This is a genomic window from Pokkaliibacter plantistimulans (assembly GCF_003194385.1).
Classification (GTDB): domain Bacteria; phylum Pseudomonadota; class Gammaproteobacteria; order Pseudomonadales; family Balneatricaceae; genus Pokkaliibacter; species Pokkaliibacter plantistimulans.
The window spans coordinates 35,815-53,700 of sequence record NZ_LAPT01000077.1 but is presented as its reverse complement, the minus strand read 5'-3'; the positions used below and the strand labels follow the sequence as shown (position 1 = coordinate 53,700).

The following is a 17,886-nucleotide window of genomic DNA, read 5'->3' as shown; positions in this document are numbered from 1 at the left end:
CCCTCCAGCAACGCTCAGAGTGAGGGCGCGTTCGGCACCTTCACCCTGATCGCCCTTGTGGGCCTCAAGGCAACTTCACAAGGTAGGGCTGACTTAAACCGATTCCCTCAAGGCCTGCCGAAAGCGAGGAAACATCCTCACCCTCACGCAGTGGACCAATCTTCACACGGTAAAGCGTCTGGCCATTCACTTCGGCGGGGTCGACTTTAGCACGTTGCTCCCCCAACTCCAGTTTCAATCTTTGACTGAGCTGATCAGCTGCCTGCGCCGAGCTAAAAGCGGCTACCTGCAAATAATTTCCCGCTGCCAGTGGCGCAGAGGTCGCAGATAACGTGGGCTTGCTACTCGCCACAACAGGTGCAGGCGCTCCGACTACACGGGTAGAGGACACTGCTGGCAGGCTGCTCGCACTGCTGCTCCCCATACGCGGTGTCGCAGAAGTTTTGATAGGCGCGACCGGCTTGGACTCCAGCGTTACAGCGGTAAGACCCGTAGAGGTCTCCAAAGGTTCCGAAGTGGCGACACTGGAGTGGTAGTGATCACGCTGCCATTTGGCTGCATCAATGGATTCAACCCTCACGCGAGCGGTGCCCTTATCGGCATAACCCAGCTTGGCCGCAGCCGCATAGGACAAATCAATCAGACGGTCTTCGTGAAAGGGGCCACGATCATTGACTTTGACAATAACACTGCGGCCATTGTCAAGGTTAGTTACCTTGGCAAAGCTGGGAATAGGCAGAGACTTGTGCGCAGCACTCATGCCATACAAATCGTAGTCATCACCGCTGGACGTGCGATGACCATGGAACTTTTCGCCATACCAGGAGGCCAGACCTTCAGCCCGATAACCGATATGGCTGGGCATGACGGTGTAGGTTTTACCCCAGACTTCATAAGGAGTCTTATTGCCCCACTTGGAATAGGGCATGACCTGTGGCACGGCATCGGGGATTTGCGCCACATCGCGATATTCGCTCGGTCCACGATCTTTACTGATGGAATAGCGGCCAGCATTTTCAGTGCGCGTACCAGTTGATGAACAACCCGCCAGCAATGCCGACACTATGCTCAAAAGAACGAGCAACCACCTCATTTACTTTTTTCTCCAGCGGCGTCACGCGCCATCTTTACTTCATGAGCCAACTGATAGACCGCCATAGCGTAGTGACGGCTATGGTTATAGCGGGTAATGACATAGAAGTTATCCAGGCCCAGCCAGTATTCCTGCCCTTTGTCTGTTTCCAGTGCCATCAGCAAACCATTCTGATTGCCAAGAAAATCAGGGACACGGATGCCGGCCTGACGTATCTGGTTGAGTGGCGTATTCGGTTTGAGCCCCGTCTGCACAAGTGACTTCCAGCCCTCACCTGCGGGTGGCATTACCGGCAATACGGTCACCCCACCAGCGACCCAACCGTGACCAGCGAAGTAGTTGGCTACACTGCCAATGGCATCGACAGGATCTTCCCATATATCAGGAACGCCATCGCCATTGAAGTCGACGGCATACTGCAGGTAGCTACTGGGCATAAATTGCCCGTAACCCATCGCGCCGGCATAAGACCCTTTAAAGGCCAGCGGGTCGAGTTTTTCTTTGTAGGTAATACGCAGGTAATTGGCCAGCTCCTTGCGGAAGAACTCACCACGTTTCGGATAGTCAAAGCCCAGTGTTGAGAGCGCATCAACCACACGGTAATTACCCATATTGCCGCCATAACTGGTTTCTACACCGATGATGGCAACGATAACTTCGGCAGGCACACCATACTGGGCTTCGGCACGACTCAGGGCGGATTCATTGGCATTCCAGAAGGCAACCCCCTTGTTGATGCGGGCCTGAGTTAGAAAGATCTTACGGTATTCCGACCAGTTCAGACGGCGCTCGGCCGGTTTGCTGATGGCTTCAAGGATGCTGTCCTTACGTTCCGCCTGAGACAACACCTGAAGTACCCAGTCCTTGTGGATCCCTTCTTTATCCAGCTGCTGCGCCATCTGTTGCGCTTCGGGATAGTCTGCATATCCATCTGCCCAGGCATTGCCCATCAGTGACAGGGCCAGAACCATACCTGCGTATAACCGTGCCTTTCCCATAAAAACCTTTTGCTTGTTCTGAGCCGTTACTGCAACGACTGCTCCTGCGCTTGCTACCTGCGAACCTGCCGTTCCGTGCCTTTTGGGCAACCGCCAGACTGGCAGAATAAACAGCACCGCCTGTGGTCGCTACTTATGCATTAATCCCTGCCGCGAGCGGTGTGAATACACGGACATCACCATACCAAAGCTTGTCATCAAAGTAACCACCGAGGTCCCGCCATAACTTACCAGCGGTAAGGGGACACCTACTACCGGCAGCAGACCACTGACCATGCCGATGTTAACGAAGATATAGACGAAGAATGTCAGCACCAGACTACCCGACAGCAGCCGGCCGAACAGATCTTCTGCCTGTGTCGACAGATACAGTCCACGCGCCAGAATCATCATGTACAGGCATAGCAGTAGGGCAATACCAACGAAGCCAAACTCCTCACCTAATACCGCCACGATAAAGTCAGTATGACTTTCTGGCAGGAAGTGCAGCTGTGACTGAGTCCCAGCCATCCAGCCCTTGCCAAACAGGCCGCCGGAACCAATAGCCGTTTTCGACTGGATGATATTCCAGCCAGAACCCAGAGGATCGCTTTCAGGATCAAGAAAGGTCAGTACACGCTGACGCTGATACTCTCGCATCACCATCCATAACCCAGGCAAAGCAGAGATAGCAGCACCAAGCGCCAGTAACACCCAGCGCCAGGGGACGCCTGCCAGCAAAATGGCAAAGACCCCGGATGCAGCAATCAGGATCGATGTTCCAAGGTCAGGCTGCTTGGCGATCATTAGCACCGGGATAGCAATAATCAGCAGGCCGATAATGATATGACTGAAGCGCGGAGGGATCTTCTTGTTCGACAGCCACAGCGCAATGGTCATCGGCAGTACCAGCTTCATCAACTCGGCAGGCTGAAAGCGTGGCAGGCCCGGGATCTCCAGCCAGCGCTGCGCGCCTTTGGCCCCCACACCGACCAGCAGCACTGCCAGCAACAATCCCACGACAAAGACATAGAGCCAGGGCGCAATATTGCGAAGGTAACGCGGTGGTATCCAGGCAAACCCCCACATCACCATAAAGGCCATGAGAAAACGCAGCGCCTGACGCTCGACATATCCCATGTCGCCTTCCGAGGCACTGTAGAGAATGATCAGGCCATATCCCATCAGCAGCAGGAAAGGCAGCATCAGCCAAGGATCCAGGTGCAGCTTCTGCCAGATTGTCGGAGGCGGTGCAAAACCATCTGCACCGCCTTGCAATGACCGCTGAAAGTCCACCTGTTTCATAGCACTACCTTTGCCGCCAGAGGCTTACTGTAACGACTCATGATGCTGGCTCAGTCAGCATCATGAGGAATATCGCCGATGGGATTGTCGTCCGGGTCTTTACCCAGCAGATAGGCATCCATCACCTGCCTGGCAACACCTGCTGCCGCCCCGGCACTGTTCTCTACAATGACGGAAACGACCAGCTTGGGATCATCCGCCGGAGCAAAACCAATGAACAGACTGTGGTCGCGGTGGCGCTCATCCAGCTTGCTGGCGTCGTAGCGCTCATCCTGCTTGATCCCCACTACCTGCGCAGTACCGGTCTTACCTGCGATCTTGTAAGCCGCATCTTTACCGATTTTACGGGCAGTCCCGGTGCGACCATTGACCACGTTGACCATGGCATTGGTGATGTAGTCCCACAGCTGCGGATTTTTCAGATCGATATCCGGTGGCAGCTGCGCCCGTTGCTCCGCAGCACGGCGCTCATATTCTGCCACCATGGGGTCCATATCCGCGGTGATCACATGTTCCGGGTCGCCAAAATGCTTGAGCATGCGTGGCATGACCCACTTGCCGCGGTTGGCAATAATCGCAGTGGAAGTGGCAAGCTGCATCGGCGTCGCGAGAAAATACCCCTGACCGATGCTCATGTTGACCGAGTCCCCTGGGAACCAGGCCTGCTTATACATGCGCTGCTTCCAGTCACGGGAAGGCAAGATGGCCTTGCTGGCTTCAGGCAGGTCAAGGCTGCCCACTTGACCATAGCCGAAGCGATGGAACCAGTCGGACATGACGTCAATACCCATCTTGTGGCCGACATCGTAGAAAAAAACGTCGCAGGACTGCGCGATCGCCTGATCAAGATCCAGCAGGCCGTGCCCCCAGCGCTTCCAGTCACGGTACTTACGTCCCTTGCCATTAATCTGATACCAGCCCGGGTCAAACACCTTGTAGCCCAGATTGATGGTACCTGACTCGTTGGCAGCAATACCCATCATCGGCTTGACGGTAGAAGCAGGTGGGTAGCGACCGGTCAGAGAACGGTTGAACAAGGGCAGGTCCGGGTCATCCTGCAGGGCCTTGTAACGGTTGAAACTGATCCCCGTGACAAACTCATTGGGGTCATACCCCGGCACACTGACCAGCGCCAGAATACCGCCAGTCTTAGGATCCAGAGCAACTACCGCTCCACGACGCCCTGCCAGCGCCTTTTCTGCCATATGCTGCAGATCCAGATCCAGATACAGCGTCAGATCCAGGCCCGGCTTGGGCATTTCCTTTTCCAGTACCCGCAGGATGCGTCCACGGGCATTGGTTTCAACCTTCTGCATACCGACCTGGCCATGCAGGGCATCTTCATAGTAACGCTCAACACCCAGCTTACCGATGTAGTGGGTGGCACTGTAATTCTCAGCATTAACCTGCTGCAGCTCACGCTCGTTGATTCGCCCGACATACCCCATGGCGTGAACGATATCTGACGAATAGGGGTAATGCCGCACCAGATCAGCCTCAACCTGAACGCCCGGCAAACGGTACTGATTCACAGAGATGGCCGCGATTTCCTCTTCGCTGAGTGACAGCTTCAGAGGTACTGACTCGTAGGGCCGGCGACGCAGCTTCATGCGACGCTTGAAGCGGTCCACGTCAGTTTGATCGAGCGTAATGATATGACCGATGTCATCGATCAGCTGATCAATGTCATCCGCCTTTTCCTTGGTTACGGTGAGAGTAAAGTTCGGCCGGTTATCCGCCAGCAAATCGCCCTTGGAGTCATAAATCAGTCCACGGGTGGGGGCAATAGGCACCAGCTGTACCCGGTTCTGATCAGACAGCGTGACGAAGCGGTCGTACTGGTAGACCTGCAGATAAAGCAGCCGCCCGATCAACACCAGGATAAGCACCATGATCAGCAGCCAGGCAGTCACTACCCGGCTGTTGAACAGGCGCTTCTCCTGTCCGTGATTGCGTATTGTCAGCTGATCGCGTTGAAAGGAGCCGGGCATAAACCTTTACTTATGGTAGGGATGACCCTGCAGAATGGTCCAGGCGCGATACAGTTGTTCCGCCAGAACCACCCTGACCAGAGGATGGGGTAGAGTCAGCGCCGACAGCGACCATTTGGCATCAGCTCGCTGCAAGCAGCGGCTGTCCAGTCCGTCAGGGCCACCGACCAGCAAACTGATGTTAACCCCCTCCATGCGCCAGTCACTGAGTTGCTGCGCCAGATCTTCGGTGCTCCAGGGCTTACCTTTGACATCCAGCGCAATGACCCGGTCCTGAGCACCGATGGCGGCAAGCATGGCATCGCCTTCCTGGCGAATCGCCCGCACCAGGTCGGCGTTCTTGCCACGGTGCCCCATAGGCAGCTCAATCAGCTCCAGTGACATCTCCGCCGGCAGCCGTTTGGCATATTCCTGATAGCCCTGCTCAACCCAGCCAGGCATCTTCGACCCTACGGCCAACAGGCGAATCTTCATTAGTGTGCAGCGCCCTCAGGACGTGCCCACAGACGCTCCAGATCATAGAAGGCACGAGCCTGTGGCTGCATGACGTGCACCACCACATCACCCAGGTCAACCAGTACCCATTCTGAAGCCTCACGCCCTTCCACACCCATAGGCTGCAGACCACGCTTCTTGACCTCTTCAGTCAGGTATTCGGAAATGGCCTTGACGTGACGGTTTGATGTACCGGAAGCAATCACCATATAGTCAGTCACACTGGACAGACCACGGACATCCAATACCTTGATTTCTTTGGCCTTCATATCGGCCAGCAGGTTATCAATCTCGCTGAGTAAAACTGTTGTTTCCATCTTGCCTCTGATTACATGGGCTCAGCGCCATACAGGCGCTGTTGTTGTAAGTACGACCACACCGCATCCGGCAGCAGAAAGCGTGCCGAGCGCCGCAGACGAATTAGGTTTCTGATATAGGTAGCACTGATGTCCAGTGTCGGCATGGTCAAACGCAGAACCTGCCCATGAGCTGCCAGTGGCACGGCTCCCATATCATGCACTGCACAACCGTGCAGCCATTCTGCTACTTCACCCTGACTCGGCCATTCCCATCCGGGGCGGGCCACAACAATCAAATTGGCCAGTTCAAGCAGCTCCTGCCAACGATGCCAGCGAGGCAGCGACAGCAGCGAATCCATTCCGATCACCCAGCACAGCGAACGCTCATTACCGACCTGCTGCCGCATCGCTTCCAGCGTCAGTACCGTGTAAGACGGCGTCTGACGCTGCAATTCCTGCTGATCGATTAACAGCTGCGGCTCACCTGTAATGGCCAGTTGCAACATGGCCACCCGCTGATGCTGATCAGCACCAGTGGCCGCCTTATGCACAGGCTGCTGGCAGGGTAACAAACGAATTTGGGCTTCAGGCAGCGCGTCGGCCAACTCCATGGCAACGCGCAGGTGACCATTGTGCACTGGGTCAAACGTCCCTCCCAGCAGCACAATGGCAGACTCAGCGACGGATTTGCCCATCGCCGAGCACGATATATTTCTGGGATGTCAGACCTTCCAGGCCAACCGGGCCACGGGCGTGGATTTTATCGGTGGAGATACCGATTTCAGCCCCCAGTCCATATTCGAAGCCATCAGCAAAACGGGTAGAAGCGTTGACCATGACTGAGCTGGAATCCACCTCACGCAGGAAACGACGTGCTTTGCTGTAGTTCTCAGTAACAATCGCGTCGGTGTGCTGAGAGCTGTAGGTATTGATGTGATCCATCGCCTGATCAAGGCCATCGACGATACGAATGGCCAGCACAGGGGCAAGATACTCAGTACTCCAGTCTTCCTCGGTGGCCGCCTGTATATCGCCAAGAATGGCACAGGTACGGGAGCAACCGCGCAATTCCACCCCCAGCTCGTGATAGCGCTCAGCCAGCTGAGGCAATACAACGTCTGCGACCATGCCATCTACCAGCAGGGTTTCCATGGTATTGCAAGTACCGTAACGATGGGTCTTGGCATTGATAGCAATGTTGATCGCCTTGGTCAGATCCGCTTCACTGTCAATGTAAACGTGACAGATACCATCCAGATGTTTGATCACAGGGACACGCGCTTCGCGACTGATACGTTCAATCAAGCCCTTGCCGCCTCGGGGGACGATGACATCCACAAACTCGGGCATGGTGATCAGGTAGCCAACCGCCGCGCGATCCGTAGTTTCGATGACCTGCACAGCCTCTGCTGGCAGCCCTGCAACCTGCAGACCATGACGAATACAGGCAGCCAGTGCCTGGTTTGAGGCAATAGCTTCTGAACCACCACGCAGAATAGCTGCATTGCCAGACTTCAGACACAGGCTGGCTGCTTCCATGGTGACATTAGGGCGGGACTCATAAATGATGCCGATGACACCCAAAGGGACACGCATCTTACCGATCTGAATGCCGGAAGGTCGGTAAGCCATGTCAGAAATCTCGCCTACGGGATCAGGCAAGGACGCAACCTGACGCAAGCCTTCGATCATGTTATCGATCCGGGCCGGTGTCAGTGCCAGACGGTCCAGCATTGCGGCATCCAGGCCATTGCTGCGACCACGTTGCAGGTCCTCTTCATTGGCCTGCATCAGCTCATCGCGCTTGCTGGCAACCGCTTCTGCCATGGCCAGAAGGGCCTTATTCTTTTGTTCTGTTTCCGCTCGTGCCATCGCACGGGATGCGGTGCGGGCCTGTTGACCCACAGACTGCATGTAACTTTCCACGCTCAGGGATGAGCGGTCTTCATTCGCGTTCATGGAACGGCATTCCTCGGCTGACAAAGTGACGTATTGAGCCCATCACCTTATTGATGATGGCACTCAACTCGTCCGGCATTCAGACAGGGATACCCGCCCTGTCCTCAAGAATCGGCCATTATAGCCTGAGGACAACTCACTCTCCATCCGTCATGATGTTACTAAAGCACTCTGGACTACTCCGAACAGCTCCCTCAAGTGCTCAACACTCCATGTCATGATCCAGCCAGCTATGTATCAGTGCCAGTCGCTGCGTTGCCGATTCGGCCTGCAGCAATTGCAGCTGGCAGACTGGCGGCAACGGCAGGCAGCTTCCCAGCTTCCAACTCAGGACATTGGCATTAGGCAATTGCTGACATCGCACCGGACTGTCGCGGGAAATCAGCGGGTGAGCACACATGGCTTCAAACAACTCGATAAGGCAGCCGTGATCAACCCCCAGAGGTTCCTCTGCCTCAGGCCACCGCTCCACCTCCCCTCGCCAGAGACCATCGGCCTCCTGCCAGCGCCTGCCTATATTGACACGCTCCAGACCCTGCACCTCCAACTCAAGCAAACCATCGGCCTGCTTATGGAAGTCATCGACCCTGACCAGACAACCTACCTGAGCGAACTGCTGCTCATCAGGACTCCCTTCTGCACCATCCAGCAACGGGGTAATGACAAAACACTGCTGCCGTTTCATCACTTCGCAGGTCATCCGCAGATAACGCTGCTCAAAAACGCGCAGACTCAGGTTGGCGTAAGGGAAAGCCGTCATTCTCAATGGAAATATTGGAAAAATATCCATAGCTCAGCACTTCACTTCCTGATCGCTATGCCATCATTCATGGGGCTCATGTTGGGATTCTTCCAGCTCATCATGATGTAAAGCTGCACCCCAGCCTGGCATCAACTGCTGCGGAATACCTAACTGGTTGAGAATACGAGCAACAATAAAGTCGATAAGGTCATTGATAGACTGCGGGCGGTGATAGAAACCGGGGCTGGCAGGCAAGATAACTGCGCCCATACGTGTCAGCTTGAGCATATTCTCAAGATGGATTTCGGAGTATGGGCTTTCTCGTGGTACCAGTATAAGTTGACGACGCTCTTTCAGCGCCACATCGGCAGCCCGCTCAATCAGGTTATTGCTGGCGCCGCAGGCGATCGCAGACAGCGTACCCGTGCTGCAAGGACAAACCACCATGGCACTTGGCGCCCCTGAACCAGAAGCAACCGGCGCCATCCATTGCTCACGGGAGAAGACACGAATCTGCCCTGACCTGGCGCTGAGACGTGAGATCAGATAGTTTTCCAGCGCCGTACTCTGCCCCGGCAACGACCAGTCGGTTTCCGTCGCGGCAACGACCTGGGCCGCCTTGGAAACCATGACAAACACTTGCTTATCCGCTGCTACAAGGCACTCCAGCAAGCGCAGGCCATACTGCAACCCCGAGGCCCCTGTCATAGCCAGAGTGATGATAGATGGGTTTGGCTGCCACATCATTAACACTCCTGCCCGGCGAAGCGCTGTTGCAATGCCAACAGGAGCTTGCCGTGAATCCCACCAAATCCGCCGTTACTCATGATAACGACATGACTTCCGGGGGTTGCCTCAGCGGCAACCCGCTCAACCAAGGCAGAAATGTCCTGCAGCAGGGAAGCCGCATTCGGGCATGCGGCCACCACGTCATCCAGCTGCCAGTCCAATCCTTCAGGCTGATACCAATAGACCACATCAGCAGTGCTGACTGATGCAGGCAAGCTGGCCTTGTGCACGCCCATACGCATGGTATTGGAGCGAGGCTCAATCAGCACCAGCAGGGGGGCCTCACCGATACGCTGGCGCAGCCCCTGCAAGGTGGTCGCAATGGCCGTAGGGTGATGAGCAAAATCGTCATAAACCGTTACACCACCTGGCGCCCCCAGCACTTCCATTCGCCGCTTCGGCGTTTGAAACTCTGCCAGCGCCAGCAAAGCCTGTTGCGGCAACACCCCTACATGGTGCGCCGCGACCACTGCGTTTAGCGCGTTACTGACACTATGATCACCTGTTAGCGACCACTGCACCTCTCCCACATCCTGCCCCTGATGCCAGACCCGAAAATGGCCGCCATCAGCACGCAGTTTTTCCGCTCGCCAGACGGCGCCACTCTGCGGATCAGCAGCCATCGTCGTGGCAGCCTGCTCACTCCAGCACCCCATTGTCAGCACCCGTTGCAAGGCTTCATCTTCAGCAGGAAAAATCAGTCGCCCAGATGCAGGCACCGTACGTAACAGATGATGAAACTGGCGCTGGATCGCCTCAAGATCAGGAAAGATATCGGCATGATCATATTCGAGGTTGTTCATGATCAAGGTACGGGGACGGTAGTGGACAAACTTGGAACGCTTGTCGAAGAAAGCACTGTCGTACTCATCAGCCTCAATAACAAAGAAAGGAGTATCGCCCAGACGCGCTGACTGACTGAAATTACGCGGCACACCGCCGATAAGAAAGCCCGGCGCCATGCCGGCATGCTCAAGAATCCAGGCCAGCATCGACGCCGTGGTAGTTTTACCGTGGGTACCTGAAACGGCCAGCACCCAGCGCTCCGGTAACACGTGCTCAGCCAGCCACTGCGGGCCGGAAATGTAGGGAATGCCCAAGTCCAGCACCGCTTCTACCGCAGGATTACCCCGGGATAACGCATTGCCAATAATAACCAGATCCGGCCTTGGCTGCAGATGCTCTACTCTGTAGCCCTGACTGAGAGCAATGCCTGCGGCTTCAAGCTGGGTGCTCATGGGCGGGTAAACATTGGCATCACTGCCAGAGACCTGATAGCCAAGCGCTTTGGCAAGCACAGCAAGGCTCCCCATGAAGGTGCCACAGATGCCAAGAATATGTATATGCAAGGGCTTATTGGCTTGCCCGATGCCGGGCGCAGCAGAGGTGCTCATAACTGGTTGATCAACTTCGGGATGAGCGGAAAGCTGCTCCGACATAGAAAGCGTCCTTGGGATTACATGAAAATTGCATGTTAATAACGTATGATAGTGCGCCCATCAAGACCGCACTCGAACACATACTGCCTCACTCAGGACACACAGGGAATAAATTGCATGAAAAGGCTGCATCAGTTTCTGCGCGAACAACATACCTCCCCGGAGTTGATAGAGCTGATCGATACGCTCCTGGTGGCCTGTAAAGAAGTCGCCTACCTGCTGAAGCAGGGTGCACTGGCCGGTATTCTAGGCTCTGCCGGGGCAGAAAACATTCAGGGAGAGACTCAGAAGAAGCTGGATGTACTGTCCAACGATCTGCTGAAAAAGACCTTACTATCATGCAGTCTGGTCAAGGGCATCGCCTCGGAAGAGGAAGACTTTCCCGTTGCTGGCAACCCCAACGGTAAATATCTGGTGACTTTTGACCCGCTGGATGGCTCCTCCAATATCGACGTCAACGTATCTGTCGGTACCATTTTCTCCATTCTGCAGGCACCCACTGACCTGGCTGGCGATGACGAGAGTGCCTTCCTTCAGCAAGGCAGCAAACAAGTCGCCGCAGGCTATGTGCTCTATGGCCCCTCCAACATTCTGGTCATGACCACGGGCAAGGGCACCCACATGTTTACCCTGGCCAATACCGGCGACTTCTTCCTGACCCGCGAGCTGGTTCAGGTACCGGTTACAACCAAGGAATTTGCCATCAACATGTCCAACCAGCGCTTCTGGGAACATGCGATGCAGAGCTATGTAGATGACATGCTCAAAGGTGAAGAAGGCCCTCTGGCCAAGCGCTACAACATGCGCTGGGTTGCCTCCATGGTTGCAGAAGTGCACCGCATCCTGACACGTGGCGGCATCTTCATGTACCCCTACGATTACCGTGAACCGAAGAAACCCGGCAAACTGCGCCTGATGTATGAGGGCAACCCCATGAGCTTCCTGATTGAACAGGCAGGCGGGCTGAGCACCAATGCCTATACCCATATCATGGGCATCCAGCCTAAAGGGATTCACGAGCGCGTCGCTGTTGTGCTCGGTTCAAAAGAAGAAGTAAACATCGCTCTGGATTACCACCGCCGTCTGGCTGGCAGCCAGCAGGGCGACTAAGCGGAAACACACTCGTAAGAAGGGAGCCCTGGCTCCCTTCTTACTATTCATGACGTTTTAACCCTGCTCCACCGAAACGCCCCCTCTTCGCTGAAGCTTGTAAGGCTTCAAAGATCATAGGGAGCAGCCTGCGGCAGACCGTCCCCCTGCTCTTCTTTCTGCAGTGCCTGCAGCAGCGGATTGCTCTGATCTACCACATCGCGTAATCGCTGCAATGCCTCCATTACCCGTCGCGACTGCTCACGCAGCATGGCATCCGGATTCCGCCAGCGGCTCAGTTCGCGCTGCGCCTGATGAAAACAGTTCAATGCCTGATCCAGCTTGCCCTCATGCTCAAGATGCGTCGCAACCTGCATCAGGGTACACACCCGCATTTTTGACGTGAGCTGAATTAGACTGCGCTTGAGCGGGATCAACTCCTCCCGGCTGGCTCCAACCTGGCCACTGACTGCAATCAGCGCTTTCAGACCAAGCTGAAAACGTTGCGAATAAAACTCCACTTCCCGTAGCGAGTGTTTAGCCAGCAACAACCACTCGTCCTTTTCCAGCACCTCCATGTTGATAACATCTACCGCCTCACGTTCCATGGCATCAGTCAACTGGCCGTACTGGCGCAGTGCCTGGGTTAATCGCTGCAAAGCCTGACGATAGGGCTCAATAACTCGCCGATCAACCGTACAGTCATGCAAGGCATCCAGAGCATCAACTAACAAGGGGTGATATTTCAGGTAAAAACGCAACGTCGCCTGACGTGCCTGCATTTGTCGACGATGGCGCAGCCACCACAACAAAACAAAGGCAACAGCACATACCGCCAGGGTAATAAGAACGATCGTTTTTAACCAAACCGGCATAGCAAAATGCTCAACAACTTCAGGCCTGGACGAGAAAAGGCAGGAAAACAGAGGCAGACAGCAATAACAAAGCCAGAGGTCGTATTGGTCTTCCCGCCACGGCCTTTTATAATCACTGCCCACCCAGTTTCTGTAAATGTTTTTGTACAGGGTTCAAAACCCGCTAACCACAGAAGGCTACATCCATGAGCTTTGTAAACGTACCGGCTGGCAAAGACCTGCCCAATGATATCTACGTAATCATCGAGATCCCCGCCAACAGCAGCCCGGTCAAATACGAGATCGACAAAGATGCCGATGCACTCTTTGTTGACCGTTTCATGTCTGCCCCCATGTTCTATCCAGCCAACTATGGCTATATCAATAACACCCTGGCTGATGATGGCGATCCCCTGGATGTGCTGGTCATCACTCCTTACCCTGTCGTTCCCGGCTCTGTGATTCGCTGCCGTCCCATTGGTATCCTCAACATGAGCGACGAAGCCGGTGAAGACGCCAAGCTGGTAGCCGTGCCACACGACAAACTGAGCCCGCTGTACAAAGAAGTGAAAGAGATCGCTGACCTGCCCGAACTGCAGCTGCAGCAGATCAAGCACTTCTTTGAAAACTACAAAGGCCTGGACAAAGGCAAGTGGGTCAAGGTTGATGGCTGGGCAGATGCCGAAGCTGCACGCCAGGCTATTCTGACCTCAGTCAAGAACTACGAAGCCAAGCAGTAATAACCGCCTGGGTTTTCTGACGGCTGCTGATACTTCCCGCAGACCGACAGAGACAGGCTATCAGCCCGGCTAGATATAGCTGGGCTGTTTTTCTGATTACACTCGTGTCCGCATATACCAACCTGCTTCCGCTCGCGCTACACAGAGCCCCGCTCAACCCTGCTGTAAATCCTGCCACAAGCCCACAAACGCCTGAGTCAGCTTATGCCTGGGAGCCAAATGCACCAGTGGCACGGCCGACTGATGCGACTCACGCATCATTACTGAACTGGGCAAGGTTGTCTCCAGAACAGGCAGCCCCTCCCCTTTCAGCTCGGCCACCAGCTTTTTCGGCAAGCTGGCCCGCGGCACGAACTGATTAACAACGATCCCTTCTAGCGCCAACTGTGGATTATGATCCGCTCGGGTCTCCTGCAGATTGTCGAGCAGGGTATAGAGTGCTTGCCGGGCAAACTGGTCACAGTCAAAGGGCACCAGGCACCCCTCTGCCGCGACCAACGCGGATAAGCTGAAAAAATTCAAAGCCGGCGGTGTATCAATAAAAATTTCGTCAAAGCCCGACAAGTCATTCAGGGCATCCCTGAGCTTATAAATCTTGTGCTTGGCTTCGAGTTTGGACTGCAAGGACGGCAGCTCAGGATGCGCAGGCACCACAAACAGATTGTCGTAGCCTGTGGGCCACACACAGCTATCCAGCGTGGGAGCGTGCAGGCGAAAACTGAGCGTGGACTCAAAGAAGTCAAATAACGAATGCCGCCCCTCTTCCTCCTTCTGCAGGTAGTCATGGCCCAGCAGGTAGTGGCTGGCATTCCCCTGCGTATCAAGATCAATCACCAGCGTGCGACGCCCTTGCTGCGCAGCAACTGCCGCCAGATTGACAGCAATACTTGATTTACCCACTCCACCCTTCTGGTTGAAGACAACCCTTTTCATGACCCCTCCATCCCTCACCCGTACTGCCAGAAATAACATTGGCGCAGCATTACCTGCAATGATTGGACCGACTGGAAGCCGCCAACAGCAGATACAACAAGGGCCTCGAATGAGGCCCCGTGTGGATCTGCAATCAACCTTTGGACAACAGCTCGCGCAAATCAATGATCGCAGCATTCGCTCGAGAGATGTAATTTGCCATGACCAAAGAGTGGTTAGCGAATAAGCCAAAGCCTGAACCATTCAATATCATCGGGCTCCAAACTGTTTCCTGCGTACCCTCCAGCTCACGAATTACCTGACGCAGACTAACCAGTGCATTCTTCTTGGCCAGCGCTGGGCCAAAATCGTGCTCAACCGCCCGCAGGAATTCGAGCAATGCCCAGGTCGTTCCGCGCGCTTCATAGAATACGTTGTCGATTTCCAGCCAGGGGGTTTTCACTGTCTGATCTTCGGTCGCCACTTCATCACTGCCCGGCTCCAATTGATCAGTATTGACCACGCGCTGACCAACACTGGCAGACAAACGCTGTGACAGGCTGCCCAGCCGCGTAGAGACATCACCCAGCCAGTTATTGAGGTTATCTGCACGAGCAAAAAATTCGGCGTTACCGTTGGTAGGATTGCTCAGCTTGTCGAGATAGCGGTACAGCGCGTTAATACCTTCCTGATACTGACTTTCAGTAGAAGGAAGCATCCAGCTATCGGTGCTGAAAGAGAACTGAGGTTCGGCCACGGTCAGATCGGTCTGCTCGCGTGACTGTGACTGCGAACGGCTAAAGTCCTTGCGCAATGCACGAGCCATATCGCGCACCTGCACGACCACACCGAACTCCCAGGCACGGGTGTTGTCCAGCCATACTCCCGGCGGAAAGATGTCATTGTGCAAGTAACCACCAGGTTTATGCAGCAGGATATCCGCCACGTTGATTAGAGTCGCCGTAGTCGTATAGCCATTGACTACCTTTTCCTGCCCACGCTGTTCAGCCATGACCTTGGCCTCTGCCACCGGGTCAAAGCTGTCAGGATTCGCAGACCAGTACAAACCGACCAGTACAGCTCCTAGCAGATAAATAGCAACTGCTGCGATACCCCAGCGCAGCCACAGGCGTCCCTCCTCAGGAAACAACCACACCAACAAACGATCCAACATCAAGACTTCCTTTTATCCAAACAGTATCCAGTACACATCACCCGATGAGTTGGCATTACTGCCCCTCAACTGGGCTGAGCTTGCGGTCTGCCGAGGAAATACCCCATACCGCCATCGACTCCAAGACTTTGCAATTGCTGCCATTCCGCCTCAGTTTCAACACCATCAGCGAGCAACATAATATCCTGCCCATGAGCAATCTGAGCCATGGAAATAACGAAGAACTGACTTTCCCGCCGGTCCTGAACATTCTGTACGAAACTGCGGTGCACCTTGACGTACTCCAGCGACATTGTCTTCAGATAGGCGAAAGGCACCCCGCCAACACCGAAGTGATCGATGGAGAAGCGTACACCTTGCGAGCGCAGTCCATGCATGCGCGACAACAGCAGATCCATATGCTGCCGCAAGGCATACTCTGGTACTTCCAACACAATACGCGCAGCTTCGTTGGCGCGGCTCTGAAAAGTCTCCTTCAACCAGGAGCAGAAGCCTTCATCCTGCAATGAGGCAATGGAAATGTTGACGCAGTAAGCAGCTGCACCATCATCATCCTTGGAACTCATGCGTCGCAACAAATTGTGCAGCACCTGACGATCCAGTGCCGGCAAAAGGTCAAACTGCTCAGCCATGGGCAGAAATTCACCAGCGGCCAGCACACCGTGCTCATCCTGCAGCCGCACATAGACCTCATGATGCAGTACAACCTTTTTCGCCGAGTACACAGGCTGGTAATAGAGCAGCAGTTCGTCCCGGGCAATAGCCCCCTCAAGGAAGTGGCGCCACTCATTGGCAGAGCGACTATTACTCTGTGAACGACTGATATGACATGCATTCAGCCCCTTCTGCTGCGCCTCCCTCAACGCCACATCAGCTTCGGAGAAGGCTGCACCCAAATCGAATGTAGTTTGTGGATAGAGATAAACCGCCCCCAAATGCAGCCGATCACGCCATTCAGGTGCAGTAACCGACTCCATGCGTGAAACGTGATTGAACAGTTTCTCCACATGGCTGGCAAAATCATTCTCTGCCAATCCGGGTATAAATACCGCGTAATCTGTCCCGGAGCGCCGTGCCAACAGGGCGCCATCATAAGCTTGCACTCCTTCCTGCAGGCGTAGCGCAATCCTTTTCAGCATGTCATCGCCTGCTTCCCGACCATAGCGGACGTTATGCTCTTCAAGACCCCGCACCTGCAGCAGCATCAGACCGCCACTGCGCGCCCCTTCTTCGGAAAGGCTCAGCATCAGCCTGATACGCTGATCAAAGGCAGAGCGATTGAGCAACCCCGTCAGGCCATCTTCACTGACCTGCCGGCGTAAATGCTCAATCAGCCCCAACTGTTCAGAAAAAATGCTTTCCAACCGTTTGACCATACGATTCATGGCACCGACCAGACTGGACAGCTCACGTGTAGAGGGTTTGATATCGATAGTGCTGAAGCGCCGCTCGGCCCAGGCACTACTGTGCTGTTCCAGCACTTGCAGAGGAGAAATAACAACGCGATTGAGCACCCAGCGCATGATGAGAAACACCACCACCAACGCCGCCAGAAACTGGAAAAACACCTTCTGCAGATAGTCCCAGAGATCGTGATAAGCCTCGGCCGGATGACTCTGCACTCGCACCATCCCCAGCTGCATCCAGCCGTTAGTCACATGCGCCTCCGCAATGGGCGCTGGCAGATCAGCAAAACGCACGAACCAATCCGGCAGATCATCTACACCACCGCCTGTCTGCTTGACGATCTTTGATTCACCGTTGACATCCAGATACTCGATACGCTGGTAGTAACCGCGATCAAAAACAGCATCAATCATCTGCTGCATGGTGACTTCATCCTGGGACGCCGCAGAGTTGGTCAGCACAATCCCCAGAGAAGTGGCAGCGTCCTGGGCATGAGCCTGCAACTGAGCCTGCAGATAACTGCGATAATTCTGCACCGCAGAAAACAGGGTCAAAGCCAACAACGCGAGCATCACCCCGGCCAGGAACGAGAACAGCACATTACGCAAACTCATGGGTTCC

Annotated in this window: 17 protein-coding genes; 2 read left to right on the top strand and 15 right to left on the bottom strand. The window is 54.8% G+C overall.

Annotated features, from left to right (window positions below; translation table 11 throughout):
* Nucleotides 1-64 precede the first annotated feature (64 nt).
* The 11 genes from WH50_RS15775 to mpl form a co-directional block, all read right to left on the bottom strand.
* Complete coding sequence (locus tag WH50_RS15775; RefSeq protein ID WP_110188165.1) at nucleotides 65-1,093, bottom strand: septal ring lytic transglycosylase RlpA family protein; 1,029 nt, start codon at nucleotides 1,091-1,093, stop codon at nucleotides 65-67.
* Nucleotides 1,090-2,091: a lytic murein transglycosylase B gene (gene mltB, locus WH50_RS15770; RefSeq protein WP_110188164.1), complete on the bottom strand. Its 1,002-nt coding sequence runs from the start codon at nucleotides 2,089-2,091 to the stop codon at nucleotides 1,090-1,092. Before mltB ends, WH50_RS15775 begins: the two co-directional genes overlap by 4 nt.
* 129 nt (nucleotides 2,092-2,220) lie before the next feature.
* Nucleotides 2,221-3,375 carry a rod shape-determining protein RodA gene (gene rodA, locus WH50_RS15765; RefSeq protein WP_110188163.1) on the bottom strand — a complete coding sequence of 385 codons (1,155 nt, stop codon included), beginning with the start codon at nucleotides 3,373-3,375 and terminating at the stop codon, nucleotides 2,221-2,223.
* Nucleotides 3,376-3,425: 50 nt separating this feature from the next.
* Nucleotides 3,426-5,366: a penicillin-binding protein 2 gene (gene mrdA / locus WH50_RS15760; protein ID WP_104151938.1), complete on the bottom strand. Its 1,941-nt coding sequence runs from the start codon at nucleotides 5,364-5,366 to the stop codon at nucleotides 3,426-3,428.
* 6 nt (nucleotides 5,367-5,372) lie between these two features.
* A complete protein-coding gene (gene rlmH / locus WH50_RS15755) occupies nucleotides 5,373-5,840 on the bottom strand; it encodes a 23S rRNA (pseudouridine(1915)-N(3))-methyltransferase RlmH (protein ID WP_104151939.1) in 468 nt (155 codons plus the stop codon).
* Nucleotides 5,840-6,178, bottom strand: a complete 339-nt coding sequence (rsfS, locus tag WH50_RS15750) for a ribosome silencing factor (RefSeq protein ID WP_104151940.1) — start codon at nucleotides 6,176-6,178, stop codon at nucleotides 5,840-5,842. The genes rlmH and rsfS overlap by 1 nt, the downstream gene beginning before the upstream one ends.
* Before the next feature lie 11 nt (nucleotides 6,179-6,189).
* A complete protein-coding gene (nadD, locus tag WH50_RS15745) occupies nucleotides 6,190-6,855 on the bottom strand; it encodes a nicotinate-nucleotide adenylyltransferase (protein WP_110188162.1) in 666 nt (221 codons plus the stop codon).
* The gene (locus WH50_RS15740) at nucleotides 6,836-8,119 is read right to left on the bottom strand and encodes a glutamate-5-semialdehyde dehydrogenase (RefSeq protein ID WP_412053293.1); all 1,284 of its coding nucleotides are present in this window, start codon (nucleotides 8,117-8,119) and stop codon (nucleotides 6,836-6,838) included. The genes nadD and WH50_RS15740 overlap by 20 nt, the downstream gene beginning before the upstream one ends.
* A 202-nt stretch (nucleotides 8,120-8,321) precedes the next feature.
* Nucleotides 8,322-8,909 (bottom strand): LON peptidase substrate-binding domain-containing protein, encoded by a 588-nt coding sequence (locus tag WH50_RS15735; protein WP_110188161.1) that lies wholly within the window; start codon nucleotides 8,907-8,909, stop codon nucleotides 8,322-8,324.
* Between the two features lie 33 nt (nucleotides 8,910-8,942).
* A complete protein-coding gene (locus WH50_RS15730) occupies nucleotides 8,943-9,605 on the bottom strand; it encodes a flavin prenyltransferase UbiX (protein ID WP_110188198.1) in 663 nt (220 codons plus the stop codon).
* Between the two features lie 2 nt (nucleotides 9,606-9,607).
* On the bottom strand, nucleotides 9,608-10,999 hold the full coding sequence (gene mpl, locus WH50_RS15725; protein WP_110188197.1) for a UDP-N-acetylmuramate:L-alanyl-gamma-D-glutamyl-meso-diaminopimelate ligase: 1,392 nt from the start codon (nucleotides 10,997-10,999) through the stop codon (nucleotides 9,608-9,610).
* Nucleotides 11,000-11,206: 207 nt separating this feature from the next.
* Between mpl and WH50_RS15720 the strand changes: the two genes are divergently transcribed.
* Nucleotides 11,207-12,199, top strand: coding sequence for a class 1 fructose-bisphosphatase (locus WH50_RS15720; protein WP_110188160.1), 993 nt, complete (start codon nucleotides 11,207-11,209; stop codon nucleotides 12,197-12,199).
* Between the two features lie 107 nt (nucleotides 12,200-12,306).
* Here WH50_RS15720 and WH50_RS15715 read toward each other — a convergent pair whose 3' ends face one another.
* Entirely contained in the window at nucleotides 12,307-13,053 is a 747-nt protein-coding gene (locus WH50_RS15715; protein WP_110188159.1) for a hypothetical protein, read from the bottom strand.
* 185 nt (nucleotides 13,054-13,238) lie between these two features.
* Between WH50_RS15715 and ppa the strand changes: the two genes are divergently transcribed.
* The gene (gene ppa / locus WH50_RS15710) at nucleotides 13,239-13,772 is read left to right on the top strand and encodes an inorganic diphosphatase (protein WP_104151945.1); all 534 of its coding nucleotides are present in this window, start codon (nucleotides 13,239-13,241) and stop codon (nucleotides 13,770-13,772) included.
* A gap of 153 nt (nucleotides 13,773-13,925) precedes the next feature.
* Here ppa and WH50_RS15705 read toward each other — a convergent pair whose 3' ends face one another.
* The 3 genes from WH50_RS15705 to WH50_RS15695 all read right to left on the bottom strand — a co-directional run bounded on the left by WH50_RS15705 (nucleotide 13,926) and on the right by WH50_RS15695 (nucleotide 17,879).
* Complete coding sequence (locus WH50_RS15705) at nucleotides 13,926-14,705, bottom strand: ParA family protein (protein WP_110188158.1); 780 nt, start codon at nucleotides 14,703-14,705, stop codon at nucleotides 13,926-13,928.
* 133 nt (nucleotides 14,706-14,838) lie between these two features.
* Complete coding sequence (locus WH50_RS15700) at nucleotides 14,839-15,858, bottom strand: DUF2333 family protein (protein WP_110188157.1); 1,020 nt, start codon at nucleotides 15,856-15,858, stop codon at nucleotides 14,839-14,841.
* A gap of 65 nt (nucleotides 15,859-15,923) precedes the next feature.
* Nucleotides 15,924-17,879 (bottom strand): bifunctional diguanylate cyclase/phosphodiesterase, encoded by a 1,956-nt coding sequence (locus WH50_RS15695; RefSeq protein ID WP_165838445.1) that lies wholly within the window; start codon nucleotides 17,877-17,879, stop codon nucleotides 15,924-15,926.
* Nucleotides 17,880-17,886 lie beyond the last annotated feature (7 nt).